Origin of the sequence: Terrabacter sp. LjRoot27 (genome assembly GCF_964254175.1) — a bacterium.
Lineage (GTDB): Bacteria > Actinomycetota > Actinomycetes > Actinomycetales > Dermatophilaceae > Terrabacter.
Genome location: NZ_CAXUSS020000001.1, coordinates 1,375,137 through 1,401,497, shown reverse-complemented (window position 1 = coordinate 1,401,497; position 26,361 = coordinate 1,375,137). Strand labels below are relative to the sequence as shown.

22 protein-coding genes are annotated in these 26,361 nt (G+C 72.5%); 8 read left to right on the top strand and 14 right to left on the bottom strand.

Annotation, left to right across the window (positions count from 1 at the left end; translation table 11 throughout):
* Nucleotides 1-93: 93 nt before the first annotated feature.
* The gene (locus ACSQ2D_RS06540) at nt 94-5,298 is read right to left on the bottom strand and encodes an NAD-glutamate dehydrogenase (RefSeq protein WP_435985166.1); all 5,205 of its coding nucleotides are present in this window, start codon (nt 5,296-5,298) and stop codon (nt 94-96) included.
* A gap of 236 nt (nt 5,299-5,534) precedes the next feature.
* Between ACSQ2D_RS06540 and ACSQ2D_RS06535 the strand changes: the two genes are divergently transcribed.
* The 3 genes from ACSQ2D_RS06535 to ACSQ2D_RS06525 all read left to right on the top strand — a co-directional run bounded on the left by ACSQ2D_RS06535 (nt 5,535) and on the right by ACSQ2D_RS06525 (nt 6,925).
* Entirely contained in the window at nt 5,535-5,843 is a 309-nt protein-coding gene (locus ACSQ2D_RS06535) for a hypothetical protein (protein WP_435985165.1), read from the top strand.
* Nucleotides 5,840-6,331, top strand: a complete 492-nt coding sequence (locus ACSQ2D_RS06530; protein ID WP_435985164.1) for a hypothetical protein — start codon at nt 5,840-5,842, stop codon at nt 6,329-6,331. The genes ACSQ2D_RS06535 and ACSQ2D_RS06530 overlap by 4 nt, the downstream gene beginning before the upstream one ends.
* Nucleotides 6,332-6,427: 96 nt before the next feature.
* Nucleotides 6,428-6,925, top strand: a complete 498-nt coding sequence (locus ACSQ2D_RS06525; RefSeq protein WP_435985163.1) for a DUF2505 domain-containing protein — start codon at nt 6,428-6,430, stop codon at nt 6,923-6,925.
* 86 nt (nt 6,926-7,011) lie between these two features.
* Here ACSQ2D_RS06525 and pruA read toward each other — a convergent pair whose 3' ends face one another.
* From pruA to ACSQ2D_RS06485, 8 genes are all read right to left on the bottom strand, one after another.
* Entirely contained in the window at nt 7,012-8,640 is a 1,629-nt protein-coding gene (gene pruA, locus ACSQ2D_RS06520) for an L-glutamate gamma-semialdehyde dehydrogenase (protein WP_435985162.1), read from the bottom strand.
* A 124-nt stretch (nt 8,641-8,764) separates the two neighbouring features.
* A complete protein-coding gene (locus ACSQ2D_RS06515) occupies nt 8,765-9,163 on the bottom strand; it encodes a DUF4870 domain-containing protein (RefSeq protein ID WP_435985161.1) in 399 nt (132 codons plus the stop codon).
* Between the two features lie 184 nt (nt 9,164-9,347).
* Nucleotides 9,348-10,061 carry an SGNH/GDSL hydrolase family protein gene (locus ACSQ2D_RS06510; protein ID WP_435985160.1) on the bottom strand — a complete coding sequence of 238 codons (714 nt, stop codon included), beginning with the start codon at nt 10,059-10,061 and terminating at the stop codon, nt 9,348-9,350.
* A gap of 60 nt (nt 10,062-10,121) precedes the next feature.
* Nucleotides 10,122-11,096, bottom strand: coding sequence for an alpha/beta hydrolase (locus ACSQ2D_RS06505; RefSeq protein ID WP_435985159.1), 975 nt, complete (start codon nt 11,094-11,096; stop codon nt 10,122-10,124).
* Between the two features lie 99 nt (nt 11,097-11,195).
* Complete coding sequence (locus tag ACSQ2D_RS06500; RefSeq protein ID WP_435985158.1) at nt 11,196-11,798, bottom strand: TetR/AcrR family transcriptional regulator; 603 nt, start codon at nt 11,796-11,798, stop codon at nt 11,196-11,198.
* Between the two features lie 64 nt (nt 11,799-11,862).
* Complete coding sequence (locus ACSQ2D_RS06495) at nt 11,863-13,182, bottom strand: phosphotransferase (RefSeq protein ID WP_435985157.1); 1,320 nt, start codon at nt 13,180-13,182, stop codon at nt 11,863-11,865.
* Between the two features lie 7 nt (nt 13,183-13,189).
* A complete protein-coding gene (locus ACSQ2D_RS06490) occupies nt 13,190-13,630 on the bottom strand; it encodes a DUF6912 family protein (RefSeq protein ID WP_435985156.1) in 441 nt (146 codons plus the stop codon).
* Complete coding sequence (locus ACSQ2D_RS06485; RefSeq protein ID WP_435985155.1) at nt 13,630-15,051, bottom strand: WS/DGAT/MGAT family O-acyltransferase; 1,422 nt, start codon at nt 15,049-15,051, stop codon at nt 13,630-13,632. The genes ACSQ2D_RS06490 and ACSQ2D_RS06485 overlap by 1 nt, the downstream gene beginning before the upstream one ends.
* A gap of 40 nt (nt 15,052-15,091) precedes the next feature.
* Here ACSQ2D_RS06485 and ACSQ2D_RS06480 point away from each other — a divergent pair, with 40 nt between their 5' ends.
* Both ACSQ2D_RS06480 and ACSQ2D_RS06475 read left to right on the top strand, forming a co-directional pair.
* On the top strand, nt 15,092-15,478 hold the full coding sequence (locus tag ACSQ2D_RS06480; protein WP_435985154.1) for a hypothetical protein: 387 nt from the start codon (nt 15,092-15,094) through the stop codon (nt 15,476-15,478).
* Nucleotides 15,479-15,480: 2 nt separating this feature from the next.
* Complete coding sequence (locus tag ACSQ2D_RS06475; RefSeq protein ID WP_435985153.1) at nt 15,481-16,839, top strand: hypothetical protein; 1,359 nt, start codon at nt 15,481-15,483, stop codon at nt 16,837-16,839.
* A gap of 15 nt (nt 16,840-16,854) precedes the next feature.
* Here ACSQ2D_RS06475 and ACSQ2D_RS06470 read toward each other — a convergent pair whose 3' ends face one another.
* Together ACSQ2D_RS06470 and ACSQ2D_RS06465 are read right to left on the bottom strand one after the other, a co-directional pair.
* A complete protein-coding gene (locus ACSQ2D_RS06470) occupies nt 16,855-18,387 on the bottom strand; it encodes an AAA family ATPase (RefSeq protein WP_435985152.1) in 1,533 nt (510 codons plus the stop codon).
* Nucleotides 18,384-19,046 carry a hypothetical protein gene (locus ACSQ2D_RS06465; protein WP_435985151.1) on the bottom strand — a complete coding sequence of 221 codons (663 nt, stop codon included), beginning with the start codon at nt 19,044-19,046 and terminating at the stop codon, nt 18,384-18,386. Before ACSQ2D_RS06465 ends, ACSQ2D_RS06470 begins: the two co-directional genes overlap by 4 nt.
* A 286-nt stretch (nt 19,047-19,332) precedes the next feature.
* Here ACSQ2D_RS06465 and ACSQ2D_RS06460 point away from each other — a divergent pair, with 286 nt between their 5' ends.
* Nucleotides 19,333-19,560 (top strand): helix-turn-helix domain-containing protein, encoded by a 228-nt coding sequence (locus tag ACSQ2D_RS06460; protein WP_020142994.1) that lies wholly within the window; start codon nt 19,333-19,335, stop codon nt 19,558-19,560.
* Between the two features lie 20 nt (nt 19,561-19,580).
* On the opposite strand, the gene ACSQ2D_RS06455 is transcribed toward ACSQ2D_RS06460, so the two are convergent.
* Complete coding sequence (locus ACSQ2D_RS06455; RefSeq protein WP_435985150.1) at nt 19,581-20,126, bottom strand: hypothetical protein; 546 nt, start codon at nt 20,124-20,126, stop codon at nt 19,581-19,583.
* Between the two features lie 98 nt (nt 20,127-20,224).
* On the opposite strand from ACSQ2D_RS06455, the gene ACSQ2D_RS06450 reads away from it, so the two are divergent.
* Nucleotides 20,225-21,364 (top strand): LysM peptidoglycan-binding domain-containing protein, encoded by a 1,140-nt coding sequence (locus ACSQ2D_RS06450; RefSeq protein ID WP_435985149.1) that lies wholly within the window; start codon nt 20,225-20,227, stop codon nt 21,362-21,364.
* Nucleotides 21,364-21,903 carry an Rv3235 family protein gene (locus ACSQ2D_RS06445; RefSeq protein WP_435985148.1) on the top strand — a complete coding sequence of 180 codons (540 nt, stop codon included), beginning with the start codon at nt 21,364-21,366 and terminating at the stop codon, nt 21,901-21,903. The genes ACSQ2D_RS06450 and ACSQ2D_RS06445 overlap by 1 nt, the downstream gene beginning before the upstream one ends.
* Nucleotides 21,904-22,002: 99 nt before the next feature.
* Here ACSQ2D_RS06445 and secA read toward each other — a convergent pair whose 3' ends face one another.
* Entirely contained in the window at nt 22,003-24,846 is a 2,844-nt protein-coding gene (gene secA, locus ACSQ2D_RS06440; protein ID WP_435985147.1) for a preprotein translocase subunit SecA, read from the bottom strand.
* 202 nt (nt 24,847-25,048) lie between these two features.
* A complete protein-coding gene (locus ACSQ2D_RS06435; protein ID WP_435985146.1) occupies nt 25,049-26,287 on the bottom strand; it encodes a winged helix-turn-helix domain-containing protein in 1,239 nt (412 codons plus the stop codon).
* Between the last annotated feature and the right edge of the window lie 74 nt (nt 26,288-26,361).

The following is a 26,361-nucleotide window of genomic DNA, read 5'->3' as shown; positions in this document are numbered from 1 at the left end:
ACCAGTGAGCGCCCCGTCCCACCTGCCGCGTGACAGGTGGGACGACGCGCCTCACTCGTGTGGGGTCAGGCGCTCACTCGACGAGGTGGTGGGTCAGCTGCGGGTCTCTGCGGCTACTCGGGCTGCCCCGGCGCGCGCCGCCTGCTTCGTCGCCGGCGCCTTCTTGCTGGCCGCCGTCTTGGTCGCGGGCTGCTTGGCCTCGAGCTTCGGCGCCGCATTCTTCGTAGGGGTCTTCGTAGCGGTCTTCGTCGCCGCCTTCTTCGTCGCCGCCTTCTTCGTCGCCGCCTTCTTCGTCGTCGCCTTCTTCGTCGCAGCGTTCTTCGTCGTCGCCTTCGCCGCGGCCTTGCTGGTGGCGGCCTGCTTCGTCGGGGCGGGCTGGTCCGAGGAGGCCGTCGGGGCGGGAGCGGGAGCACCCGAGGAGGCCGGCTTCGTCACGGTGCGCAGGGTGCGCAGGGCGACCGAGAGTGCCGCGATGCCGGCGTGGCTCATCCGCTCGATCCCGCCCAGCGCGGCCCGCGCCCGACCGAGCGCGTCAGCGTTGAGCTCGGACCACTCGGCGAGCCGGGCGACGGCGTCGTGCCGCGGGTTGCTCACCTCGAGCACCGACCGGGTCAGGCTCTCGAGGACGGCGTAGAGGTCGTCGCGCAGCGCACCGCGGGCCATGGCGTCCCAGCGGTCGTCGCGCGGCAGCATCGTGACCCGCGTCAGCATCGCGTCGATCGAGAACGTCTCGGAGGTCAGGAAGTAGACCCCGACGACGTCGTCGAGCTTCTCACCGGCGTCCTCGGCGATCTCGATGCAGTCGAGCAGCGAGTAGAGGTCGAGCAGCGAGGCCGCGGACAGCGCGAGCTCTTCCGGCACGCCCTTGCCCTCGAGCTCGCGGGCCCGCCGCTGCAGGCGGGTGCGCTCGCTGCCCTGGAGCAGCTCGGCGATGCGGCCGGAGAAGGCCTCGATGCCGGGGCGGAAGCGCGCCACCTCGGCCGCGATGTCGAGCGTCGCGGGACGCGAGGTGAGGAACCAGCGCACCGAGCGGTCGATGAGGCGGCGGAACTCGAGGTAGAGCGCCGTCTGCGCCCCGGTGCTCACGACGTTGTCGGTGGCCTCCACGCCCCGCACGAATCCGGCGAGGTCGAACACCTCACGGCAGACGACGTACGCGCGGGCGACCTGCTCGGGGGTGGCGCCGGTCTCCTCCCCCGCCCGGTAGGCGAAGGTGATGCCGCCACGGTTGACCATGGAGTTGGCCACCGAGTTCGTGATGATCTCGCGGCGCAGCGGGTGGGCGGCGATCTCGTCGGCGTACTTGCCCCGCAACGGCTTCGGGAAGTACTCGGCGAGGGTCGACTCGAACCACGGGTCGTCGGGCAGGGCCGTCGTGATGAGCTGGTTCTTGAGGTAGAGCTTCGCGTAGGCGACGAGCACCGAGAACTCCGGGGACACGAGGCCCAGCCCGTCCTTCTGGCGGCGCGCGATCTCGGCGTCGCTCGGGAGGAACTCGAGCGAGCGGTCGAGGTCGCCGTTGGCCTCGAGGAACTGGATGAGGCGCTCGTGCACGCCGAGCATCGCGTGCTGCTGCGCGCGGGCGTTGCCGAGGAGGACGTTCTGCTCGTAGTTGTCGCGCAGCACCTGCTCGGCGACCTCGTCGGTCATCGAGGCGAGGAGCGTGTTGCGGCGCTTCGTCGTCAGCTCGCCGGAGCGGGTCAGCTCGGTGAGCAGGATCTTGATGTTGACCTCGTGGTCGGAGGTGTCGACGCCGGCGCTGTTGTCGATGGCGTCGGTGTTGATCCGGACGCCCGCCAGCGCGGCCTCGATGCGACCGAGCTGGCTCGCCCCGAGGTTGCCTCCCTCGCCGACGACCTTGCAGCGCAGGTCACTGCCGTTGACGCGGATGGCGTCGTTGGCTCGGTCGCCGATCTCCGAGTTGGTCTCGGCGGCGGCCTTGACGTAGGTGCCGATGCCGCCGTTCCACAGCAGGTCGACCGGCGCGAGCAGGATCGCCTTCATGAGCTCGGCCGGCGTCATCGACTTCGTGCCCGAGCGCAGCCCGAGGGCCGCGACCATCTCGGGGCTCACCGGCACCGACTTGGCCGAGCGCGGGAAGATGCCGCCGCCCTTGCTGATGAGCGTCTCGTCGTAGTCGGCCCACGACGAGCCCGGCAGGTCGAACATCCGCCGGCGCTCGGCATACGAGGTGGCGGCGTCCGGGGAAGGGTCGACGAAGATGTGCCGGTGGTCGAAGGCCGCGAGCAGGCGGATGTGCTCGGACAGGAGCATGCCGTTGCCGAAGACGTCGCCGCTCATGTCGCCGACGCCGACGACGGTGAACTCCTGGGTCTGGGTGTCGACGCCGATCTCGCGGAAGTGGCGCTTGACCGACTCCCAGGCGCCCCGCGCCGTGATGCCCATGCCCTTGTGGTCGTAGCCGGCCGAGCCGCCCGACGCAAAGGCGTCGTCGAGCCAGAAGCCGTAGTCGGCCGAGAGGCCGTTGGCGATGTCGGAGAACTTCGCGGTGCCCTTGTCGGCGGCGACGACGAGGTAGGTGTCGTCCTCGTCGTGGCGCACGACCCGGTGGGGCGGCACGGCCGCGCCCGAGACGAGGTTGTCGGTGAGGTCGAGCAGCCCGGAGATGAAGAGCTTGTAGGACGCGATGCCCTCGTCCATCCAGGCCGCGCGGTCGACAGAGGGGTCGGGCAGCTGCTTGGCGTAGAAGCCACCCTTGCTGCCGGTCGGCACGATGACGGCGTTCTTGACCATCTGCGCCTTGACGAGACCGAGGACCTCGGTGCGGAAGTCCTCCCGTCGGTCGGACCAGCGCAGGCCACCGCGGGCGACCTTGCCGAAGCGCAGGTGGACGCCCTCGACCCGGGGGCTGTAGACCCACATCTCGAACATCGGTCGCGGCGCCGGCAGGTCGGGGACCTTCTTGGGGTTGAGCTTGAGCGAGACGTACGACTTGTCGCGGCCGTTGTCGTCGGGCTGGTAGAAGTTCGTGCGCAGGCTCGCCTGGATGACCCCGAGCAGGGCTCGAACGATGCGGTCGTGGTCGAGGCTCGCGACGTCGTCGAGCGCCTCCTTGATGCGCGTGACGACCTGCTTCTGGCGCGACGCGCGCTTGTCGTGGCCGGCCTCGGTCTCGGGGAAGGCGTCGGGGTCGAAGCGCGCCTCGAAGAGCTCGACGAGGCTGCGGGCGATGCCGGTGTTGGCGGCGAGCGCCGACTCGACGTAGTCCTGCGAGAACGTCGAGCCGGTCTGGCGGAGGTACTTCGCCACGGTGCGCAGGATGACCACCTGGCGCCACGTGAGGCCGGCGGCGAGCACGAGCGCATTGAAGCCGTCGGACTCGGCCCGGCCGTCCCAGACGGCCCGGAAGGCCTCCTCGAAGCGCTCGCGGACGTCGGCCGAGAGGGCAGCGTCGCCGGACCCCCACGTGCGGGCGTCGGCGCACAGGCCGAAGTCGAAGATGTGCAGCGTGCGGCCGTCGGGACCCGGCACCTCGTAGGGGCGCTCGTCGGTCACCTCGACACCGAGGTGGGTGAAGAGCGGCAGCACCTGCGTCAGGGACAGGTCGGCGCGGCGGTAGAGCTTGAAGCGCCGCTCGCGCGGGTCGTCGGAGGCCGGGTCGTCGTAGAGGTGCAGGCCGGTCGTGCGGTCGCCGTCGCCGAGCGCGTCGATCCGGTCGAGGTCCTCGACCGCCGTCTCGACGCCGAAGTCCTCCTTGTACGCCTCGGGCAGGGCCTTGGCGTACGCCGCCATCGTCCGTGCCGCCCCTTCGAGGCCACGCGCCTGGCCGAGCGCCTCGGAGAGGTCCTCGTCCCACGTGCGGGTCGCGTCGATGACGCGCTTCTCGAGGTCGGCCTCGTCGATGTCGGGGATGTCGGTGCCCGTTGGCATGCGCACCACGAAGTGGAGGCGCGCGAGCGTCGACTCGCTGACGCGGGTCGTGTTGTCGATGTTCTCGCCGCCGAAGGCCTCGAGCAGGATCGCCTCGATGCGCAGGCGGACCGTCGTGTTGTAGCGGTCGCGCGGGAGGTAGACGAGGCACGAGACGAAGCGGCCGAACTCGTCGCGGCGCAGGAAGAGCTTGGTCTTGCGGCGCTCCTGCAGGTGCAGCACGCTCGTCGCGATCTCGGCCAGCTGCGCGGAGCTCGTCTGGAAGAGCTCGTCCCGCGGGTAGGTCTCGAGGATCTGGAGGATGTCCTTGCCCGAGTGGCTGTCGGCGCTGAGCCCGGTGAGGCGCAGCACCTCCTGGGCGCGCACGTCGAGCAGCGGGATGTCGTGGATCGTGTCGTTGTAGGCGGCCGAGGCGTAGAGGCCGAGGAAGCGCTGCTCGCCGACGCACTCACCGCGGGCGTCGAAGCGCTTGACCGAGATGTAGTCGAGGTAGACGTCGCGGTGGACCGTCGCGCGCGAGTTGGCCTTGGTGATGATGAGGATCGTGGAGTCGCGAGCGGCTCGGCTGGCTGCCGGCGTGAGCACGAGTCCCTTTCCGGCAGAAGGCCGGTCGTAGCGCAGGAGGCCGAGACCGGTGCCGGGCACCTGGCGCGAGACGTCCTTGCCGTTCTCGTTCGAGAGGGAGTACTCGCGGTAGCCGAGGAAGGTGAAGTTGTTGTGCGCGAGCCACTCGAGGAAGCGGCTGGCCTCACGCGCCTGGTGCGGGTCGGTGCCGGGCGGCGTCGCCGAGCGGAGCTCGCTGGCGATGGTCAGCGCGTGCGCGCGCATCTTGGGCCAGTCCTCGACGGAGTCGCGGACGTTCTCGAGGACGTGGCGCAGGCGGGCCTCGACGTCGGGCAGGGCGTCGGCCGGCAGGCGGTCGATCTCGAGGTGCATCCACGACTCGCGGACGAGACCGAGCGAGCTCGACCGGACGGTCGTCGAGCCGTCGGTGATGACCGACTTGAGCTCGCCGGTGATGGTGCGCGACACCGTCATCTGCGGGTGCACGATGAGGTGCACGCCACGGTCGAAGCCGCCGAGCGCAGCGACGACGGAGTCGACGAGGAACGGCATGTCGTCGACGACGATCTGGACGACCGAGTGCCCGGTGGACCAGCCCTCGTCGTCGGCCGTCGGGTTGAAGACGCGCACGTTGAACGTGCCGTCCTGGCGCTCCTCGGCGAAGGCGCGGTGCTCGGTGGCGATCGTCGCGAGCTCGCGCGCCGGGCGGGCCAGGAGGTCCTCGGTCGCGACGAGGCGGTAGTAGGCGAGGAGGAACTCCTCGAGATCGCGGGAGGCCGCCTGGCCGGATCGGCCTCGACCCCGTCGAGGGGGAGGCGCCACGGCCGCGGCAGCGGCCTTCATGACGTCGATTCGAGTCTGTTCGAGTGACGCTGACATGCGGTCGTCGGATTCCTCACCGTGTGGCCCGTACGGCGACACGTCGTTGTGCCGCCCATCTCACCATGTGAGCCTATCCCCGTCGGCGTCCGAGCCTGAACCACCCCCGCCGGACACTTCGCCGCTGGGACGCGAGTGACGGACGGGACAGCCGGTGGAGAACTCCGGGCGCCGGTCCGGGCAGTCCCTAGAGTGGTGCCATGACCGAGGGGAGCCGGGTGGCGGGCGCTGCGGACCCTGCGACGCTCCGGGCCCTCGCGGCCGGCAGGTCGACGACGCGCGCGCTCTCCGACGACCTGCTGACGCACCTGCCCGACCTCGGCGACCTCCCGACGCAGCGCGCGCTCGACACGTGGGTCGAGCAGGCCGCCGACACCCTCAGGGCCCTCTCGGAGGCGCTGGAGGAGCGGCTGCTCGACCTCGGCGCCCCGGGGCGGCCGCACGAGGGCGCCGACGACCGCACCTCGGGAGCCGCCGGACCGCCCACGCAGGCGGGTGACGCCCGGTGAGCCTCTCCCCCGGAGACCCCGGGTCGACGTCGGCGCTCGGCGGGGCACTGCGCACCCAGGCGCACCAGCTCGCCGACCTCGTCGTCGACCTCGGCGCGGCCGCGCGTCGGGCGGGTCGCACCGGGGCGCCCGACCCCACCGGGCACGAGCGAGACCTCGTGACCCGAGCCGCCACCGAGCTCGACCGCGTCGGCGGCCTCCTCCAGTCGTGGACCACGACCGCCGTCGAGTCGGCAGCGCGCGTCCGTGCCCTCGAGCCGGCCCTGAGGCGCTGCGACCTCGTCATCGACGGCCGGCTCGTCGTCGAGCGCTCGGGACCGAGCCGCGTCGAACCGGGCGAGCGCCTCGCCGAGCGCGACCGGCTCCAGGAGCTGCTCAACCGCGTGAGCGCGGTGCGCTCGCGCGAGCTGGCCCGCCTCCGCCGGGAGCTCGAGGCGTCCGGCACGACACTCGCGGCCCTGTCCGACCGCGCCCGGTCGGGTCCCTGACCTGCACCCCGGTGTCCGGACGGCTGAACCGGTGGGACGGCCCGCGGACGGCACGCGTCCTCGGGGTCCGGTGGGTGGTGCAATACCGTGTCGGCCATGAAGATCTCCGAGACGATCACGTATGCCGCCCCGCCCGAGACGGTCTACGCCATGGTCACCGACGTGGCCTTCCAGGAGCGCAAGTGCGTCGAGGCCCACGCCCGCCGGCACGAGGCCGCGGTCAGCCCGGCGGGTGACGGCGCCCGCGTCGTCACCAAGCGCGACCTGCCGGCCGACGACCTCCCCGACTTCGCGAAGTCGATCGTGGGCTCGACCCTCTCGGTGACGGAGACCTACGAGTGGGGTGCCGCTGCCGCTGACGGCACGCGCACCGGCACCCTCACGGTCGAGGTGGCGGGCGCCCCGGTCGCGATGCGGTCGACGATCCGGCTCGCCCCGGCCGGTGGCGGCACGCAGATCACCATCGACGGCGACCTCAAGGCGTCGATCCCGCTCTTCGGCGGCAAGGTCGAGAAGGCGGCCGCGCCGGCCGTCATCGACGCGATCCGCAGCGAGCAGCGCACCGGCAACGCGTGGCTCTCAGAGCGCGCCTGATCCCGACACCGGGCACCCGGACACGACATGCCGCTGGGCCCGCCTCCTGACGGAGACGGGCCCAGCGGCATACGTGCTCGGGACGGTCAGCCCATGTGCGGGTAGGTGTGGTCGGTCGGCGGGACGAAGGTCTCCTTGATCGAGCGGACGCTCGTCCAGCGCAGCAGGTTCTGTGCGGCGCCCGCCTTGTCGTTCGTGCCGGACGCCCGGCCGCCACCGAACGGCTGCTGGCCGACGACGGCGCCGGTCGGCTTGTCGTTGACGTAGAAGTTGCCGGCGGCGAAGCGCAGGCGCTTCGTGGCGTCGGCGATGACGCGACGGTCCTGGGCGATGATCGAGCCGGTGAGGCCGAACGGCGCGAAGCGCTCCATCTGGTCGAGCACCGTGTCGTACTGCGCGTCGGGGTAGACGTGGACCGACAGGATCGGGCCGAAGTACTCGGTGCGGAACGACTCGTCGGTGGCGTCCTTGATCTCGAGGACCGTCGGCCGCACGAAGTAGCCGACCGAGTCGTCGTAGGTGCCGCCGGCCACGACGTCGATGCCCTTGGTCGCATGGGCCCGGTCGATGGCGTCCTTGTGCTTCGCGAACGCGCGGTCGTCGATGACTGCACCCATGAAGTTGGACAGGTCGGTGACGTCGCCCTGCGTCAGGCCGTTCGTGATGTCGACGAGGTCGCCCTTGATCTGCTTCCACACCGAGGCCGGGACGTAGGCGCGCGAGGCGGCCGAGCACTTCTGGCCCTGGAACTCGAAGGCGCCCCGGATCATCGCGGTGCGCAGGACGGCAGGGTCGGCGCTCGGGTGGGCCAGGATGAAGTCCTTGCCGCCGGTCTCGCCGACGAGGCGCGGGTAGGTGCGGTAGCGGTCGAGGTTGGTGCCGACCTCCTGCCAGAGGTGCTTGAACGTCGGCGTCGAGCCGGTGAAGTGGATGCCGGCGAGGTCCTCGTCGCGCAGCGCGGCCTTGCTGACGTTGATGCCGTCGCCGGTCACCATGTTGATGACGCCCGGGGGCATGCCGGCCTCCTCGAGCAGCTCCATCGTCAGCTGCGCGGCGAGCTGCTGGGTGGGGCTCGGCTTCCACACGACGGTGTTGCCCATGAGCGCTGGGGCGGTCGGCAGGTTGCCGGCGATCGCGGTGAAGTTGAACGGCGTGATGGCGTAGACGAAGCCCTCGAGCGAGCGGTAGTCGGAGCGGTTCCAGATGCCTTTGGCGTTGAGCGGCGGCTGCTGCTCGAGGATCTGGCGGGCGAAGTGCACGTTGATGCGCCAGAAGTCGATGAGCTCGCACGCGGCGTCGATCTCGGCCTGGTAGGCGGTCTTGCTCTGCCCGAGCATCGTCGCCGCGTTGAGCCGGGCGCGCCACGGACCGGAGAGCAGCTCGGCGGCCTTGAGGAGGATGGCGGCACGGTCGTCGAAGGAGAGCTCGCGCCACATCGGGGCAGCGGCCTTGGCGGCGTCGACGGCGGCCTGGCCCTCCTTGACGGTGGCGTTGCGCAGGGTACCGAGGACCTTGCGGTGCGCGTGCGGCTGGCGGACGGCGATCTTGCGACCGGTGCCGGTGACGCGCTCGCCGTTGATCGTGTGGGGCAGCTCGGTCTGGGCCGACCCGAGCTCGGCGAGGGCGACCTCGAGCGCGGCTCGCTCGGGCGAGCCCGGCGCGTAGTCGAGCACCGGCTCGTTGGCCGGTGCGGGCACGTGGGTCACGGCGTCCATCAAGTTCTCCTGCGGTTGGCACGGGGTCTCGCCCGGTGCAGGCGAGCGGGGTGGCCCGCCTCGTGGGCGGGGCCACCCCATCGTTCCATGCCTCCCGCGGTGCCCGTCAGTGCCGCCGCCGTGCTCAGTGCAGGACGGGGATGCTCCACGGGTAGCGGAAGGACTCGCCGCGGCTCGCCGCCATCGCCGCCCGGATGTGGAACCACAGCGCGGCCACGACGGCGACGATCCACACGATGATGGCGACCGGGATGAGGATCACCGTGAAGAGCATGACCCAGCCGACGATGATGGCGGCCCAGACGGCGAGGTTGAAGTTGAAGGAGTCGGCCGCGGCCTTGCGGACGAAGGCGCTGCGGTCCTTGTAGACGGCCCAGATGAGCAGCGGGCCGACGAAACTGAGCCAGCCGACCGAGATGACGGCGGCGACGATGGCGGCGAGGTGGCCGAGGACGGCCCACGTGCGCTCGTCGCTCGTCGGGGTCAGGGACTGGCCGGACGGGTTGGGGATCGGTTGTGTCATGACCCCATGGTGTCGTGACCGTGGCCCGTTCCGCTGCTGGGGAGCGCCCTGACCGGACCCTGACCCACCCCTGACCCGCGATGACCGGCATCGGGGTGGGGGTCAGGGGTCCTGACGGGGGGGGTCAGGGGGTGACGGCGGCGCCGAAGGTCGTGCGGGGGCGGCGGCACCGTCGGCCGGAGGGTCAGGCGTGGGCGCCCACGGTGTCGTCGACGACGAGGGAGCAGACCTCGCTCGTCGAGTCGGCGATGTCGATGGTCGACAGGAGGGTCAGGGCGAGCTCGTGGTGCCCTCGCGCGCCGGGGTGGAAGGTGTCGTCGAGCCAGCCGGCGGGGGCCACGTCCTCACCGGCGGCGGACGCGGCCGACTCCCACGCGGCGGCGTGGTCGACGACGAGGACCCCGAGGTCGCGTGCGACCTCGCGCACCGCCTCGGCGTAGAGCGCGATGAGGCGAGGGCCGCGACCACCGTCCTCGAGCACCGGCGGCGGCGTCTGGAGCACGACGGTGGCGCCGACGTCTCGGGAGCGCTGGACGATCTGGTCGAGGCGGTAGCGGAAGGCGCGCACCCCGTCGTCGCCCGCCAGGATGTCGTTGGTGCCGAACATCACGAAGACCACGTCGGGCGCGAAACGCCCTGCACGCCAGTGGAACTCGGGCAGAAGGTCCTCCGTCGTGGCGCCCGACACTCCGGAGTTGATGACGGCGTCACCACGCCGACCGAGCTCGCCGCGGACGCGCTCGGCGAAGTGCTCGACGTAGCCGCGGTGGCCGTGCGTGTGCACGACACCCTGCGTGATGCTGTCGCCGAGGAAGACCCACGTCACGGGTGGTCCCGAGAGGATCTCGCGGAGGCGGTCGGCATCGCGGCGGGCGTACTCGTCAGCGGTGAAGTCCATCCGCGCAACGTAACAAGGGATGACGCGCCCGCGACTCCCCCGGACCAGCACGTGGGACGGTCAGGCCGCCCCGGCGCGGGCCTCGGCGGCGGCGGCCGAGCCGGCGTCGGCGGCCTCGCCCGGCCATGGCTGGGGTCGGTCGTCACCGTGCAGGCTGGCCTCCACCGGCAGGCGGTCGACGAAGCGGGCGACGGCTCCCCCGACCGCGGCGTCCGCGAGCACCCGGCGGTGCCCGAGCCCGGCGGTGGAGAGCAGCTCCGCGCCCGGCCACGCCTGCACGAGGCGGACCGACGGCGCGTGCGGCACCTCCCGGTCGAGCAGGTCGTGGACGACGAGCAGCTCGGGCCGCTCGTGCAGCTCGAGGGCGGTCGCGATCGTCACGAGGTCGAGCTCGTCGGGCGCGTAGCCGGTGCGGCGTCGGACACGCTCGACGAGCCGCTGCGTCGTCCGTTCGCCCAGCCCCAGCTCGCTCCGGAGGTGGACGAGGAGATCGGGTATGCCGCTCGGCGGGGCGACGAGCACGAGCCGCTCTGCGGCGACCCAGCCGTCACGGATCGCCAGGAGCGTGGACAGCGCGCCCATCGAGTGCGCGACGACGGCCCGGGCGGGCCCGAAACGTGCGGCGACGGCGTCGAGGGAGCGACCGAGCTCGACGGCGTCGGAGGAGTCGGCGCCGTGGACACCGGGGTCCGAGCGACCGTGGCTGAGGCCGTCGAAGGCGACGACCTGCAGGCCCCGGTCGAGCAGGGGTGTGACGAGCGGCGTCAGCTGCTCGAGCGTCCCGCCCCAGCCGTGCACGAGGTAGACGACCGGTCCCTCGCCCCACACCCAGCCCCGCACGGCGTGCCCGCGCAGGCCGACCTCGAAGGCCGAGCCGAGCAGCTCACCGATCGGCGTGGCCCCGGCGGCCGCGTCAGCCGAGGGGCGGGCCGTCGGCAGCCGGAACCAGAGGCGTTCGGCGACTCGCGCTCCGACAGGGGGTGCGAGCGCCTCGGCCGCGCGGAAGACCGCCTGACAGGCGCGACGTAGAAACAACCGATCGTTCGTGCTTTTCTGTGGAGATGGGATGACCATGACTCCTCCTCGGGTTGGCGGGCGGGACTGGCGGTCCGGACGGACCAGGCGTGTGAGTGGTCAGGCCGACCGGGCGGCGGGGCGGCAGTCGTCGACGAGCCGGTCGAAGGCGCGGCGCGCGCGCTCCTCGGCCCGACCGTCGCGCATCAGCCGGCGCGCGTGGTGGTGCGCGAGCACGATGCCCTCGAGCTCGTAGGCGAACTGCTCGGCGTCGACGTCGTCGCGGAAGTGCCCCTCACTGACGGCGGTGCCGACGATGAGGGTCAGCGACTCGAGCTTGTCGCGCTCGGCACGCACGAGCTCGTCACGGACCGGGCCCTCCTGGTCGTCGAACTCGCTTGCTGCATCGACGAAGATGCAGCCGCCGTCGAAGGCCGTGGACTGCCACGTGATCCAGCGGTCGAAGAACTCGCGCACGCGCGGCTCACCCCGGGGAGCGGCCACGGTCGGGCGCATGACGACGTCGGTGAACCGGTCGCGGGCGTGCTGGAGCACCTCGACCTGCAGCGCCTCCTTGGACGCGAAGTGCGCATAGAGCCCGCTCTTGCTCAGCTTCGTCGCCGCGGCGAGCGTGCCGATGGTCAGGCCTCCGAGCCCGACGAGCGACGCGAGCCCCGTCGCCTCGTCGAGGATGGCCGTCCTCGTGTCGTCACCCTTGCTCATGTGACCATAAAAGCACGATCGTTCGGTCGTGACAAGAGGTCGACGCCTACGTCACGCACCGACGTCACGCACCGTCGTCACGCTCGCGCCACGAGAGCAGCCGCGCCGCCACGACCTCCAGGTCGTGCGCGAGCACACCCGACGGGTCGCCCCCGTCCACCGCCTCGGGGTACGTCGCGCCCCGGTGGGCGTCGAACCACGGTGCGAGCGCCCACCAGGCCCGGGCCCTGGCCCCCGTGTCGTCGTCCACGGTGGACGCGACGGTCTCGGCAAACGCGGGTGACGTCGCGTTGAGCGCCCACGCGAGGTCGAGGGCCGGGTCGGTGACCCGGGCGTCGCCCCAGTCGATGACACCGGACAGCCGACCCTCGTGGGCGAGGACGTGCTCGGTCACGAGGTCGCCGTGGCACAGTGCCTGCTCACCCACGGCGCCGACCCGCTCGAGCAGCGCCTCCCCCGTGGCCCGGTGCTCGGGCGGCAGCAGCGGCAGCACGACGTGCCGGAAGCGCTCGACCTGAGCGGCCCGTCCGGCGTGGTCGTCGACGGCCGACGGGCAGCCCGCGTCGGCTGCCAGGGGCAGGGGCGTGGCGTGGAGCGCCGCGAGGAAGGCGGCGAAGACCTCTCCGTCGGCGGAGGTGAGGCGTGCCGGGTCGACCGCCTCGCCGGGCACGACGACGTGCCGCACCCGCAGCGGCTCACGGTCGAGCACGACCGGGCGGGGCACCTCCAGCGGCAACCCGTCCGCGATCGCGGGGAGCAGGACCGCCTCGGCGAGCAGTGCCGTCCCGACCTCCGGCCGGCGTGCCGTGCGGTCGACCCAGCGCTGCTCCACGAGCGTCGTCACGCTGTCCCAACCCTGCCGCAGCGGGACCCGGTCGGCGTGCCACCCGCGCACGATCTGCGACCACACCGCCACGCTGTCGGGCACGATGCTGTCGGCCTCGTCGTCGAAGCGGCGCACGAGCTCCTCGACGGTGACCCACTCTCCCCACGACACCTCCTCCGGCTGCCACCGGATCGGGCCGTCCCACGTCACGACGAAGCGGAAGGCGCGGTAGCGCGTGTGCGCGTCGGCGTAGTCCGCGACGCCGAGGGGCTCGAGCCGGACGCCCGAGACCCCGAGCTCCTCCTCGACCTCGCGCACCGCGCCGAGGGCCGGGTCCTCCCCCGCCAGGACGACGCCACCGGCGGCGAGGTCGAGCAGACCCGGGTAGACGTCCTTCGTCGTCGTGCGGCGGTGCAGGTAGACCCGGCCGAGAGGGTCGCGCACGACGACCGACGACGCCGCGTGGCGCAGGTTGCGCCCCCGCATGACCGAGCGCGGCGCCGACCCGGACACCTGGCCGGCCTCGTCGTAGAGCGCGACCACCTCGTCGTCGGCCATGACGGGGTCAGCCGAAGAAGGAGCGCACGTCGTCGAGCTCGGTGACGTCGTACCAGAGCAGCTCGTCGGCCTCCTCGTCGACCGCGCCGGTGACCTCGTCGTCGACGTGGAAGGACGCGACCCGCGAGAGCGGCACCGGAGACGTGAGCACGACCTTCGACACGGGGGCGCCGTCGCGCGGTGAGACCCACGCCGCGTCCGCGTCGGCGGACGCGACGACCCTCCGGTCCGAGCGCGCCGACCGGAGCCCGGCCGCCGCCTCGACGGCGTCGCTGAAGGCGGCGTACTCGAGGTCCTCGACGTCGAGACCCGGCGCGGCCTGCTCGAGACCCGACGTGACGGCATACGCCGTCCGTGGGGCACCCGGGCCGGCGGCGAGCGCGCCTGCGGTGGCGAGCTCCTCGAGGCCGGCCCGTCCCAGCGGCACGTAGACGCGCACGACCGGCATCAGGACTCCCTCCCGCTCGTCAGCTCGGCGAGCGACTCGACGATGGACTGGCCGAGCACGTCGACGTCGGGCATCGCGTCGCGGTCGGCGTTGAGACCGAAGTAGACGCCGCCGTTGTACGACGTGATCCCGATCGAGAGGGCCTGGCCCTTGGCGAGCGGCGTCACCGGGTAGGTCGAGAGCATCTCGGCGTCACCGGCATAGAGCGGCGTCTGGGGGCCCGGCACGTTGGTGATCATGACGTTGTAGAGCCGGCGCGACATCGCCGAGCCGAGCCGCGCACCGAGCGCGTGGAGCGTCGGAGGGGCGAAGCCCGCGAGGTTGGCGAGCGACGTCGCGCCGACGGCCTGGCCACCCTCCATCTGCTGGCGCATGGCGAAGGCGATCTGGTGCAGACGCATCGAGGCCCCGGGCTCGCCGACCGGCAGGTTGACGACGCAGGCCATGACCTGGTTGGCGTACATCCCGGCCGGGTCGTCGCCGTAGATGCTCACCGGCACCATGGCGCGCACCGACGTGTGGGGGCTCACCGCCTCGCCGCGCCCGAGCAGCCACGCCCGGAAGCCGCCGGCGATCGTCGCCAGCACGACGTCGTTGATCGTCACGTCCTCGGCGTAGGCACCGCGGGCCAGCCGCTTGCGCACGAGGCGGTAGTCCTCGAGATCGGTCGCGATCATGACCCATCGACGGGCCGAGCCGATCTCGGCGTTGAGGGGTGAGTCCGGCGCAGGGCGCGCCGCGGTGCGCGCGACCGTCGAGAGCACCTGACCGGCCGACTCGACCGCACGCAGGCCGACGTTGAGGGCGTCGTTGAGGCCGCCGCGCACGAGGTCGACGACCTGCGTCGGGCGCCGCACCGCGTCGATGACGGCACCGGTGACGAGCTCGACCGATGACGGCGACCGGCTGGGCTCCCACGGCACGACGACGTCGTCCTGGTCCTCGCCCTTGACGGCGTCGACGATGACGTGGGCGATGTCGAGGGCGTTGACCCCGTCGATGAGCGCGTGGTGGGTCTTCGTGACGATCGCGAACCGGCCGTCGTGCAGCCCCTCGACGAGGTAGACCTCCCACAGGGGACGGGTGCGGTCGAGCTTGCGCGGCTGGACCCGGGCGACGAAGTCCTGCAGCTGCCGGTCGCTTCCCGGTCGAGGAAGGCCCGCGCGGCGCACGTGGTAGCCCATGTCGAAGGCCTCGTCGTCGACCCACACGGGGTTGCCGATGCGGCCCGGGACGTCGCGGACCTTCTGCCGGAAGCGTGGGATCGCGCCGATCCGGCTCTCGATGATGCGGACGAGCTGGTCGTAGTCGAAGCCCTCGCGAGGAGGCTGGAAGACCATGACCGACCCGACGTGCATCGACGTGGTGGACTCCTCGAGGTAGAGGAACGACGCGTCGAGCGAGGTCAGGCGGTCAGACATGCTCACACTCTGCCAGACGCCCCTGCTTAGGATCGTGGCCATGCGTACGTTTCGCGCCCTCCCGTATGCCGTGTGCGTCCTCGCGCTCGCCGGCGCCGCCGCCTGCTCGTCCGGCACCCCCGACCCCGGGCCGTCCGGTGGCACCGGCGTCGTCTCGACGGGCAGTGTCAAGCGCCTCGAGGTGACCGTCACGGGGACGACCGTGACGCCCGCGCCGGCGCAGATCGACCTGCCGATCGGCTCGACCCTCGAGCTCGTCGTCACGAGCGACCACGACGACGAGCTGCACGCGCACGGCTTCGACGTCGAGGCGACGCTCAAGGCCGGCACCCCGACCACGCTGCGCCTCACCGGGGCCGAGGCGGGCGTCTACGAGGTCGAGACGCACGAGCCGGCCCTGACCCTGCTCACGGTCGCCGTCCGCTGACCGTGGCGCCGCTCCCGGCCGCCCTCGCCCCGGCCTTCGCGCCCGCCATCGTCCCGGCCCACGGCGTCGGGAGCCGTGGCGACCTCCCCCTGCCGTTCAGCGCCCTCGTCATCGCGGCCGTCGCGGCGCTCGTCATCTCGTTCGTGGCCATCGGCACGCTGTGGCGCGAGCCGCGTCTGCGCGACACCGACGGGGTGCTGCTGCCCGGACCGGTTGCCGCCGTGCTCGACTCGCGCTGGGTGCGCGTCGTGGCCCGCGTCCTCGCCGGGATCGTCACGGTGTGGACCCTGGCGGCCCTCGTGTTCGGCCCCGACTCGGCCCGCAACCCGGTGCCCCACGTCGTCTACGTGTGGCTGTGGGTGGGCCTCGCCTTCGCCTCGATGCTCCTCGGGCCGGTGTGGCGGGTCATCAACCCGCTCCGCGCGCTGCACGCCGGCCTCCTCCGGCTCGCCCGCGTCTCACCCGACCTCGCGGTCCTGCGCTACCGCTGGGGCCTGTGGCCCGCCGCTCTGGGACTCGGGACCTTCACGTGGGTCGAGCTCGTCGCCGAGGACAACACCTCGCTCGGCTTCCTCCGCGTCCTCGTGGCCGGCTTCTTCGCCGTGTCGCTGCTCGGCGCGGCCGTCTTCGGCCGCACGTGGTTCGACCACGCAGACCCCTTCGAGGCGTGGTCGCGGCTGCTCGGTGTGCTCTCACCGCTCGGGCGGCGTCACGACGGCCGGTGGGTGCTGCGGACCCCGCTCCACGGCGTCAACGGCCTGCGCGGCCAGCGGGGGCTCGTGCCCACCGTCGCCGTCATGCTCGGCGGGACGGCATACGACGGCTTCTCGGCCAACCTCTCGTGGGCGACGTTCGTGCAGACCTCGAGCGTGCCGTCGGGCCTGCTCCGGACCGCGACCCTGCTCGGCTTCTTCGGCCTCGTGGCGGGGACGATCTGGCTGGCCTCGGCCGTGTCGGTGCGGCTCGCGGGCGAGCCCTTCGCCCGCTCCTTCTCCTTCGTCAGCGACATCGCGCCGTCGCTGATCCCGATCGCCGGTGGCTACGTCATCGCGCACTACTGGTCGCTGTGGGTCTACCAGGGGCAGTACGCGTGGCGCCTGCTGACCGACCCCCTCGGCACCGGCGCCGACCTGCTCGGCACCGCCGGCCTCACCCCGAACGACCTGCTCATCCGGCCGACGCTCGTCGCGACGATCCAGGCCGTGAGCATCGTCGTCGGGCACCTGCTCGGTGTCCTCGCCGCCCACGAGCGGGCGATCACGGTCCTCGACCGTCGCGCGGCGGTCATCGGCCAGGTGCCGCTCATGGTCGTCATGGTCTTCTACACGCTCGGCGGTCTGACGATCCTCTTCGCGCCCTGACCGGACGCCCTCAGCTCAGCCGCCGACCGCACTCGACGCCCGGCGGCCCGGGCCCCGGCGCCCCCGTCGGCGGCCTCGCTCCCTGCGCTCACGGCGCTCCCTGCGCTCCGCCGTCGGCGCCGTCCAGGGCAGCAGGCCGGTGGCGAGGTCGGCCACGGCGTGACGCACCGGGGAGTCCGGTGCGTGCTCGACGACCGAGCGCCCGGCGAGCAGCGCCGCGTCGACGCCGGCGGCGTCGTCGGGCACGAACCGCACGGACGCGAGTCCCGCGAACCGCAGGAGCGAGTCGGCGATGCGGGACTCGGGACGGGACCCGACGGCGCCGCTGCGGACGCGGTTGACGACGGGCACGGGGTCACCGGAGGGCACCGTGCCGAGCTCCTGGAGTCCCCGGACGAAGCGCTGGAGCGCGACCGGGTCGGCCCCACCCACGGCCACGACGAGGTCGGAAGCCGCCAAGGAGGTCAGCGTGGCCTCGTTGCGTCGCGGGGCCACGGTGTCATAGCTCAGCTCCTCGTCGTCCTCGAGGCAGAAGCCGCAGTCGACGACGACGACCTGCACGAGCGAGCGGCTGAGCTCGAGCACCCGCTCGAGCGCGGCAGCCCGCACCTCTGGCCACCGCTCGGCCTTGGGCAGCCCGGTCAGCACGCGCAGCCCGGGGACGACCACGGGGGCGATCCGCGAGAGCGCAGGAAGGTCGAGCAGACCCTGGTCGGCCGCACGGCACGCCGCCGCGACCCCCGGCGCCTCGTCGAGGAGCCCGAGGGTCTGCGCGACGCAGCCCCCGTAGGTGTCGGCGTCGACGAGCAGCACCTCGACGCCCCGGCTCGCGACCTCGGCGGCGAGCGTCGTCGCGACGGTCGTGCGCCCGGGTGCACCGGTAGGTCCCCACACCGCGATGACGGGCGCACGCTCCGGGCCGCCGAGCCGCGAACCGGTCGCACGGCCGGCGTCCACGCCGTCGTCCGGCGAGCGCCCCGCGCCGCGCGACCCGGAGGCCTCACGGCCGTCGGTGGTGGCGGCGCCCGCAGGACGCCAGGCGGCGTCACCGGCGGTGGCGGCCTCCGCAGGGTCGGACGGGTCGGACGGGTCGCACTGGTCGCCCGGACGACGGGCCGCACCGGGGAGGCCGCCGGGTCCCGTTCCGGCGGCATCGTCGGCCGCGTCTCCGTGCAGGGATGCCTCGAGGCCGTCGACGTCACCCACGGCCTCGTCCAGCGACTGCTCCCACCGGTCGGCGCCCGCCTCGACCGGAACCGTGACGGTGATCGTCAGCTGTCGCAGTCGGCGCTCGGCCCCCTCGTCATCGGTGGGATGCACCCCGATCACGCGGATCCGGTTGGCGCGCAGACGGTTCACGACCGTCAGGTCGAGGCCGCGCAGGTCGGAGGAGACGACGGCGGTGTCACCGAGCCCGGCGTCGGCCACCGACAGCAGCTCGGACACGTCGGCGCACCGGCGGGTCACCGTCACGTCGCGCAGGCCCTCGAGGGTCGTGGCGACCGCCGACTCCCACTGGTGGCTCAGGGCGGTCAGGACCTCGGTCATGCGCCGCCGCCGGTGACCGCCCCGACGGACGGGACGAGGGTCAGCTTGGCCTCGCCGTCCACCGCCTCGACGAGCGGCTGGACCTTGTCGGTCGGCACGTAGATCTGCACCGACGTCATCGAGCCCGACCCGAAGCCACCGCTGCTCGTCATCACCGCGGCGACCGCTGCGGACTCGAGGACCTTCTTCGTCGGCGTCGTCGCCTCGTCGCCCGTCGTCGAGGCCTTGGGGGTGACGAAGACGTCCACCCGGCTGCCCCGGGCCAGCCCGGTCGTAGACATCGCGTCGGCACGGACGGTGACCCGCTGCACGGCGACGGCGTCGGCGGCGCCGACGGCGGACGCAGGCACGAGCTCACCGGCGCGCACGTCGCGCACCATGAACGAGCCGGTCGGGGCCGGGGCGTCGGCGGCGAGGTAGGCGTTCATCCCGTCGGCGAGACGGACGTCCGCGCGCACGAACGAGGCCTCCTCGACCTCGTCGCCGGCGACGAGGTTGCTCGCCGCGACCCACACCGGGACCCGGTCGTCGGCGCTGGCGACGGCCTTGGCACCCAGCGTCGCCGCGACGACCACGAGCAGCACGCCGACGACGAGGCGGCTGTCGCGCCAGGACGGTCGCTGCAGGCGCTTGGCGCTGGGACTGGCCAGCTCGGTCATGTGGGCCCCCTGTGGTCCGCCGGTCGATGACTGGGCGCGCCCGCCGCACGGCAGCGGACGGACGCGGCAACATCTTGCATCAACCGGGGGCAAACCGCCCGTCAGCGTGCACAGCTGGGGACGACGGCCGATACACGCGGCACCGATCCCTAGGATGGGGGTGTTCCCTGCCGTCCACCTGCGGCCCTGCCGGAGTCGGGCGGCCCCGGCCGTGGTCGGACGCACCGAGGCGGGTACGGGTGTGTTCGAGGCCGTCGACGAGACGGTGCCCTGAGGAGGAGACAACGTGGCCCAGCGGTTCCTGCAGCTCGCCGAGGTGTCGGAGATCCTCAACATCTCCTCCGCCCAGGCGTACGCCCTCGTGCGGTCCGGGGAGCTGCCGGCCATCAAGATCGGCGGGCGGGGCCAGTGGCGCGTCGAGGCCACCGAGCTCGAGGGCTACATCCAGCGGATGTACGCCGAGACGAAGTCGTTCGTGCAGGCACACCCGTTCGGCGGCTCCGCCGAGGAGTGAGGCAGCCGGCACCCGGGTCGTCAGAGCCGCCGCACCGAGCCGAGTGACCAGAAGGGCACGAGCAGCCGCCCGGTGACGTTGGCTGCACGACGCGCCTCGTCGGACGCGTGCTCGGCCAGCTCGAGGTGGTCGGCCCCGACGACGTCGATCGTCCCCGTGGCCGGGTGCCCGTCCACGTCGACCACCTCGACGACGGCACGGTCCCGACTGACCGCCCGGAGCGCCGCACCCAGGGCGAAGCGCCGCGCGACGACGGAGGGCGTCCGAGCCCCTGGCAGCAGTCCTGACACCGCACGGACCGCCGCGAGCGCGACGAGGACCGGTCGCCCCGGGGCCGTCTCGACGAGCGCCCAGTCGGGCCCGACGTCGACGAGCCTCCCTGAGACGACGCGCCCGCGCAGCCGCAGGCCGACCTGCGTCGGGCCGATGTTGGCGAGCAGCCGCGTGTGGACGTCGAGCAGGGCCCGCTCACGCCGGGTGCGGTCGGCGACCTCGGCCTCGAGCTCGCGGACGTCGTCCAGCGCGAGCTGCGCCTCGAGGTCGTCGAAGAGCCGGTCCCAGCGCATGCGCACACCCTCCCCTGCGCCGGCGTCCTCGGCCAGCCGACGATTCTTGACCAACACCATACTTGACCAAACGCATGCAAACTGCATTGAATGAAGGCATGAACAGGGGAACAGCGTCAGCGACGACCGGCATGCACCGAGCCCAGGCCACGGGCCGAGCCGGCGGCGGCGACGCCGGCCACACGGTCCGGGACGACCGACCTCGCCGGCCCGCCGCAGGTCGGGACCGCTCGGTCGGGCGCGAGGCCGCGGCCGGAGCAGCGGGCCTGGCGGTCGCCGTGCTGACGCTGCTGTACCTCCTGACGGTCGCACGGCGAGGTCTCGGCACGGCCGAGGCCGCTGCTCGCCCGGACGACGTGCTCCTCCTCCTGATGGTCTGGGTCGGCGTCCTGCTGGCGGCCTGGCTGGCGCTCGGGAGCCTCCTCGCCGTGGCCTCGCTCCTGCCGGGCGCGGCTGGACGGGTGGCGGGCGAGGTCGCCGAGCGGGTCACCCCGGTCGCGGTGCGCAAGGTGCTGACACTCGTGCTGGGCGCCACGGTCGGCTCGATGGCCCTGCCTGCGGCGCCCGTCTCGAGTGCCGGCTCCGGTCCGAGCGCACGCGGCGCCGAGGGCCACGCATCCCCGGCCGAGCAGGCGTCCGCACCCGACCTGGCGCCCGGCTACGCGCCCACCGACCTGACGCCGGGCTATGCGCCGACCGCCGGGTCCGCCGACCCCTCGGGGCCCTCGGGCCAGGCCTCGGGTGCTGACCTCCCCGACATCCCGGAGGTCGCCGTCGTCGGTCCCGGCTACTCCCCCACCCCACGGCACACCCCGCAGGACCTCGTCGCACCGGCACCTCCGAGGCTGCTCGACGGGCCCGGCTACGTCCCTACGCCACCGGTCCCCGTGCTCGACGCCGACCGGTCGCGGCTCCTGGCTCCGGCCCCGCGCCTCGCGACGTCGGCGCACGACCTCGTCACCGTCCGACGCGGCGACTCCCTCTGGACGATCGCCGCCCGACACCTCGGTCCGGGCACCTCCGACGCTCAGATCTGCCGGGAGTGGCCGAGGTGGTATGCCGCCAACCGCGACGTCGTGGGCGACGACCCCGACCTGCTCGTGCCGGGCCAGCAGCTGCGTCCACCCTCGAGCACGTCGCACCCGGCAACGCGCGGGTCCCGCGCCACCACGCCCCACCCGTCCACCACCCACGTCGGTGCCGGCAGCGGCGCCCCGGCAGAGCAGGGAGCCCGGTGATGACCAGAGCGACGACCGCGTCCGGCCAGACGCCGACCCCCGCCCGCGACGGCTTCACCGTCCGGCGCATCCCCCAGACGGCGCCCCGGATCATCAGCGCCGACGAGGCCTGGCACGGGGAGCCGCCCTACGCGCAGGACGCGCTCGCCCTCGACTTCTTCGGCGCACGTGACGACGAGGACTTCGGCCGGCAGCCGACCCGCACGAGCCTGCTCCCGCAGCCGGCCCCGCTCGTGGCCCGTCTCGCGCAGGCCATCGTCGAGGTCGTGTCGGGTCAGCGACCCGCGCCGCAGCTCATCCGGCACACGGCGCCGACCATCTACTCCGTCATCGCGCGGCAGGCCATGGTCGCCGGCCGACGTCGCGCACCAGGCCCGCGTCGCGCGGCCGTCGTACGTCGGGTCCGGGTGTGCGAGCCCGCCGACGGCATCGTCGAGGCGTGCGCCGTCGTCGTGTCCCACGGACGCGTCCGCGCCCTGGCCCTGCGGCTCGAGGGCCTCGACGGACGCTGGCTCGTCACCGCGCTCACCATCGGCTGACGGCACGCGTCAGCGACGGGCGCGCCCCCGGCATACGTCCGCTCCGGCATGCAGACGGCCCGGGCACCCTCGGGGGCCCGGGCCGTCTCGCGTGGTGAGTCAGCGGCGCTTGCGCTTGACCTTCTTGCCGCGACGGTCGGCCTTGCGCTCGACCGTCTGCTGGCCGCCGGTCTCGACGGCACGGCCGTCCTCACCGGGGGCGGTGTAGTGCAGGGTCGCCGGGCGCTGGGCCTCCGGGTCGAGGTCGACGCCGGAGACACGGACACCGGAGCCGAAGGGGCGACGTCCTGCGGCGGCGGCCTCCGCCTCCTCGTCGCTCTCGCCGTTGCGGGCGGCGGCACCGGTCGCGTCGTCGGCCACGTGCCCCGCGGCGGCGAGACCGCTGACGAGGTCCCCGACCGACATCGGCGCGGCGCCGACGGGAGCGGCAGCGGCCTCGGGCAGCTGCACCTCGACGGAGAAGAGGTGGCTGACCGACTCCTCCTTGATGGCCTCCATCATCGCCTCGAAGAGCTGGAAGCCCTCGCGCTGGTACTCGATGAGCGGGTCGCGCTGGGCCATCGCCCGCAGGCCGATGCCCTCCTGGAGGTAGTCCATCTCGTAGAGGTGCTCGCGCCACTTGCGGTCCAGGACCGACAGGACGACCCGGCGCTCGACCTCGCGCATCGTCTCCGAGCCGAGCGTCTCCTCACGCTGGTCGTACGCGTGGTGCGCGTCCGACATGAGCTGCTCACGCAGCAGGTCGGCCGTGATGGCCTGCCGGCCGCCGGCCATGTCCTCGACCGCCTCGATGCTGAGCGAGACGGGGTAGACCTGGCGCATCGCCTCCCAGAGCTTCTCGAGGTCCCAGTCGGCCGCGAAGCCCTCGGCCGTGGCGGCGTCCACGTAGGAGCCGACGACGTCGTTGACGAAGAGCCGCAGCTGCTCGTGGAGGTCCTCGCCCATGAGCACGGCGCGGCGCTCGTCGTAGATGACCTGGCGCTGGCGGTTCATGACGTCGTCGTACTTGAGGACGTTCTTGCGGATCTCGTAGTTCTGCGCCTCGACCGACCCCTGGGCCTTCTGGATCGAGTTCGTGACCATCTTGGACTCGATCGGCACGTCGTCCTCCATGCCGGCGGTCTGCATGAAGCGGTCGACGAGGCCGGCGTTGAACAGGCGCATGAGGTCGTCGTTGAGCGAGAGGTAGAAGCGCGACTCGCCCGGGTCACCCTGGCGGCCGGAACGACCACGCAGCTGGTTGTCGATGCGGCGCGACTCGTGACGCTCGGTGCCGAGGACGTAGAGGCCGCCGAGCTCGGTGACCTCCTCGTGCTCCGCCGCGACGTCGCGCTCGGCCTTGGCGAGGGCCTCGTCCCAGGCGGCTTCGTACTCCTCCGGCGTCTCGTGCGGGTCGAGCCCGCGACGCTTGAGCTCGGCGACGGCCCGGAACTCGGAGTTGCCGCCCAGCATGATGTCGGTGCCTCGACCGGCCATGTTCGTCGCGACGGTGACAGCACCCTTGCGGCCGGCGTCGGCGACGATGGCTGCCTCGCGCTCGTGCTGCTTGGCGTTGAGGACCTCGTGCTTGATGCCGCGCTTCTTCAGCTGCTGGGAGAGGTACTCGCTCTTCTCGACCGACACGGTGCCGACGAGGACGGGCTGGCCGACGGCGTACTTCTCGGCGATGTCGTCGACGACGGCGTCGTACTTGGCCACCTCGGTGCGGTAGACGAGGTCGGCCTGGTCCTTGCGGATCATCGGGCGGTTCGTCGGGATCGGGATGACGCCGAGCTTGTAGATCGAGTTGAGCTCGGCCGCCTCGGTCTGGGCGGTGCCCGTCATGCCCGAGAGCTTGTCGTACATGCGGAAGTAGTTCTGCAGCGTGATCGTGGCGAGCGTCTGGTTCTCGTTCTTGATCTCGACGCCCTCCTTCGCCTCGATGGCCTGGTGCATGCCCTCGTTGTAGCGACGGCCGGGGAGCATGCGGCCGGTGTGCTCGTCGACGATGAGGATCTCGCCGTTCATGACGACGTAGTCCTTGTCCTTCTTGAACAGCTCCTTGGCCTTGATGGAGTTGTTGAGGTAGCCGATGAGCGGCGTGTTGACCGTGTCGTAGAGGTTGTCGATGCCGAGGAGGTCCTCGACGCGCGCGATGCCGGACTCGAGGACGCCCACGGTGCGCTTCTTCTCGTCGACCTCGTAGTCGCCGCGACCGTCCTCGCCGCGGTTGAGCCGGGCCGCGATGCGGGCGAACTCGACGTACCACTTCGTCGCGAGGTCGGCCGGTCCGGAGATGATGAGCGGCGTGCGCGCCTCGTCGATGAGGATCGAGTCGACCTCGTCGACGATGCAGAAGTTGTGGCCGCGCTGGACGAGCTCGGCGGGGTCCCACGCCATGTTGTCGCGGAGGTAGTCGAAGCCGAACTCGTTGTTCGTGCCGTAGGTGATGTCCTTGGCGTACTCGGCGCGCCGCTGCTCGGGCGTCATCTGGCTCAGGATGCAGCCGGTCTCCATGCCGAGGGCGCGGTGGACGCGGCCCATGAGCTCGGACTGGTACTCGGCGAGGAAGTCGTTGACGGTGATGACGTGGACGCCCTTGCCCGACAGCGCGTTGAGGTAGCTCGGCAGGGTCGCGACGAGGGTCTTGCCCTCACCGGTCTTCATCTCGGCGACGTTGCCGAGGTGGAGGGCGGCGCCACCCATGAGCTGCACGTCGAAGTGACGCTTGCCGAGGGTGCGCTTGCTCGCCTCGCGGACGGCCGCGAAGGCCTCCGGCAGCAGCATGTCGAGGGTCTCACCCCGGTCGAGGCGCTCGCGAAAACCCTTGGTCTCGTCGCGCAGCTCCTCGTCGGTGAGCTTCTCGAAGTCGGCCTCGAGGGCGTTGACCTGCTTGGCGATGCCCTGGAGCTTCTTCAGGGTCCGGCCTTCGCCGGCGCGAAGCAGCTTCTCGATGACGGCCATCTGGTGATCTCACTCCCGACTGAACGTGTGGACTCGCCCGGTGGGCGGGCTCCATCGCCCGTGATGGGTCACGGGACCCGCCTAGGCTAGCCGCCTTCCGGACACAACGACCAACGCATCGGCCCCCGGCCCGGTTCCGGGAGCGTGAGCGGCCCGGCCCCGCCCCTCACCGAGGGCGTATGCCGTGTGGCCGCGGGCGCGCTCAGCGGCTCGGGGCGGTGGTGGCCGGGTCGACGTCCCGGTCGACGGGGAGGTCGACGCGACCGAGCCCGAGCCAGGCGGCCATCGACTCGAGGTTGGCGAGCAGGGCCGGGCGCGCCTCGGCGGGTGCCCCGGGCTCCCAGGTGACGCGGTGGCAGCGCAGCACGCCGGCGACGCGGTCCGCCTTGAGGTCGCAGCGCGCGACGAGCGCCTCGCCGTGGAGGAAGGGCAGGACGTAGTAGCCGTGCACGCGCTTCTCGGCGGGCGTGTAGATCTCGATGCGGTAGTGGAAGTCCCAGAGGGCGTGGATGCGCTCACGCTGCCAGACGAGCGAGTCGAAGGGGCTGAGCAGGGCCTCGGCGTGGACGCGTCGGGGCAGCCGCGCCTCGGCGTGGAGCCAGGCCGGCTTCCAGCCCGGCACCGTTACCGGGATGAGCTCACCGTCCGCGACGAGGCGGGCGATGGCGGGGCGGGCGTCCTCGCGCTTGATCCGGAAGTAGTCGGCCAGGCACAGCTCGGTGCCGACGCCGTGGGCCCGGGCGGCGATGCGGACGAGCTCGAGGAAGCGGTCGGGATCGGCCTCGGGTCCGGGTCGGTCGGTCCAGGCGGCCCGCAGCGGCGGCGGCGCGGTGGCGGCGAGCGCGGCATAGCGTCGCTCGAACTGCGACGTGCGCCCCGCGGAGCTGATCTGCCCGGCCCAGAAGAGGTACTCGAGGGCCTGCTTGACGTCGGACCAGTTCCAGCCCCAGTGGTCGGTGCGCCGGGGCTGGTCGTGCTGGAGGGCCGCTTCCACCTCGCGCGCGGTCATCGGGCCGCGCGCCTCGACCTCGGCCCGCACGAGGTCGACGTAGTCGGGGCGCTCCTCGAGGATGCGCCGCATACCGCCCCACGCCTTCTCGGCGGCGGCGCGCATGCGGAAGTCGAGCAGCGGCCACGTCGACGGCGGGACGAGGCTCGCCTCGTGGGCCCAGTACTCGACGAGCCGCCTCGGGGCCCGGTCGCGGGCCCGGTCGAGCAGTGCCGGGTCGTAGGGCCCGAGCCGCGAGAAGAACGGGAGGTACTGGCTGCGGGCGAGCACGTTGACGCTGTCGATCTGGACGACCCCGACGCGGTCGACGACCCGCTGCACGTGGCGCATGGTCGCGGCGAAGGGCTCGGGACGCGGGTCGAGGAAACCCTGGGCGGCGATGGCGGTGCGGCGCGCCTGCGCCCGGGTCATCCCGCGCGTGGCAACGGTCATGGTCGGCGCTCCTGGCGTCTCGGCCGGGTCGGTCGGGGCTCGGTCGGGGCTCGGTCGGGGCTCGGTCGGGGCTC

Coding starts and splice junctions, on each gene's coding strand:
- ACSQ2D_RS06535 (WP_435985165.1), top strand. CDS start 5,535: ATGACCGAGGGGAGCCGGGTGGCGGGCGCTGCGGACCCTGCGACGCTC.
- ACSQ2D_RS06510 (WP_435985160.1), bottom strand. CDS start 10,061: ATGGACTTCACCGCTGACGAGTACGCCCGCCGCGATGCCGACCGCCTC.
- ACSQ2D_RS06490 (WP_435985156.1), bottom strand. CDS start 13,630: ATGCCGGTCGTGCGCGTCTACGTGCCGCTGGGACGGGCCGGCCTCGAG.
- ACSQ2D_RS06485 (WP_435985155.1), bottom strand. CDS start 15,051: ATGTCTGACCGCCTGACCTCGCTCGACGCGTCGTTCCTCTACCTCGAG.
- pruA (WP_435985162.1), bottom strand. CDS start 8,640: ATGGACGCCGTGACCCACGTGCCCGCACCGGCCAACGAGCCGGTGCTC.
- ACSQ2D_RS06480 (WP_435985154.1), top strand. CDS start 15,092: ATGCGTACGTTTCGCGCCCTCCCGTATGCCGTGTGCGTCCTCGCGCTC.
- ACSQ2D_RS06515 (WP_435985161.1), bottom strand. CDS start 9,163: ATGACACAACCGATCCCCAACCCGTCCGGCCAGTCCCTGACCCCGACG.
- ACSQ2D_RS06540 (WP_435985166.1), bottom strand. CDS start 5,298: ATGAAGGCCGCTGCCGCGGCCGTGGCGCCTCCCCCTCGACGGGGTCGA.
- ACSQ2D_RS06455 (WP_435985150.1), bottom strand. CDS start 20,126: ATGCGCTGGGACCGGCTCTTCGACGACCTCGAGGCGCAGCTCGCGCTG.
- ACSQ2D_RS06435 (WP_435985146.1), bottom strand. CDS start 26,287: ATGACCGTTGCCACGCGCGGGATGACCCGGGCGCAGGCGCGCCGCACC.
- ACSQ2D_RS06500 (WP_435985158.1), bottom strand. CDS start 11,798: ATGAGCAAGGGTGACGACACGAGGACGGCCATCCTCGACGAGGCGACG.
- ACSQ2D_RS06465 (WP_435985151.1), bottom strand. CDS start 19,046: ATGACCGAGCTGGCCAGTCCCAGCGCCAAGCGCCTGCAGCGACCGTCC.
- ACSQ2D_RS06450 (WP_435985149.1), top strand. CDS start 20,225: ATGAACAGGGGAACAGCGTCAGCGACGACCGGCATGCACCGAGCCCAG.
- secA (WP_435985147.1), bottom strand. CDS start 24,846: ATGGCCGTCATCGAGAAGCTGCTTCGCGCCGGCGAAGGCCGGACCCTG.
- ACSQ2D_RS06445 (WP_435985148.1), top strand. CDS start 21,364: ATGACCAGAGCGACGACCGCGTCCGGCCAGACGCCGACCCCCGCCCGC.
- ACSQ2D_RS06495 (WP_435985157.1), bottom strand. CDS start 13,182: ATGGCCGACGACGAGGTGGTCGCGCTCTACGACGAGGCCGGCCAGGTG.
- ACSQ2D_RS06470 (WP_435985152.1), bottom strand. CDS start 18,387: ATGACCGAGGTCCTGACCGCCCTGAGCCACCAGTGGGAGTCGGCGGTC.
- ACSQ2D_RS06525 (WP_435985163.1), top strand. CDS start 6,428: ATGAAGATCTCCGAGACGATCACGTATGCCGCCCCGCCCGAGACGGTC.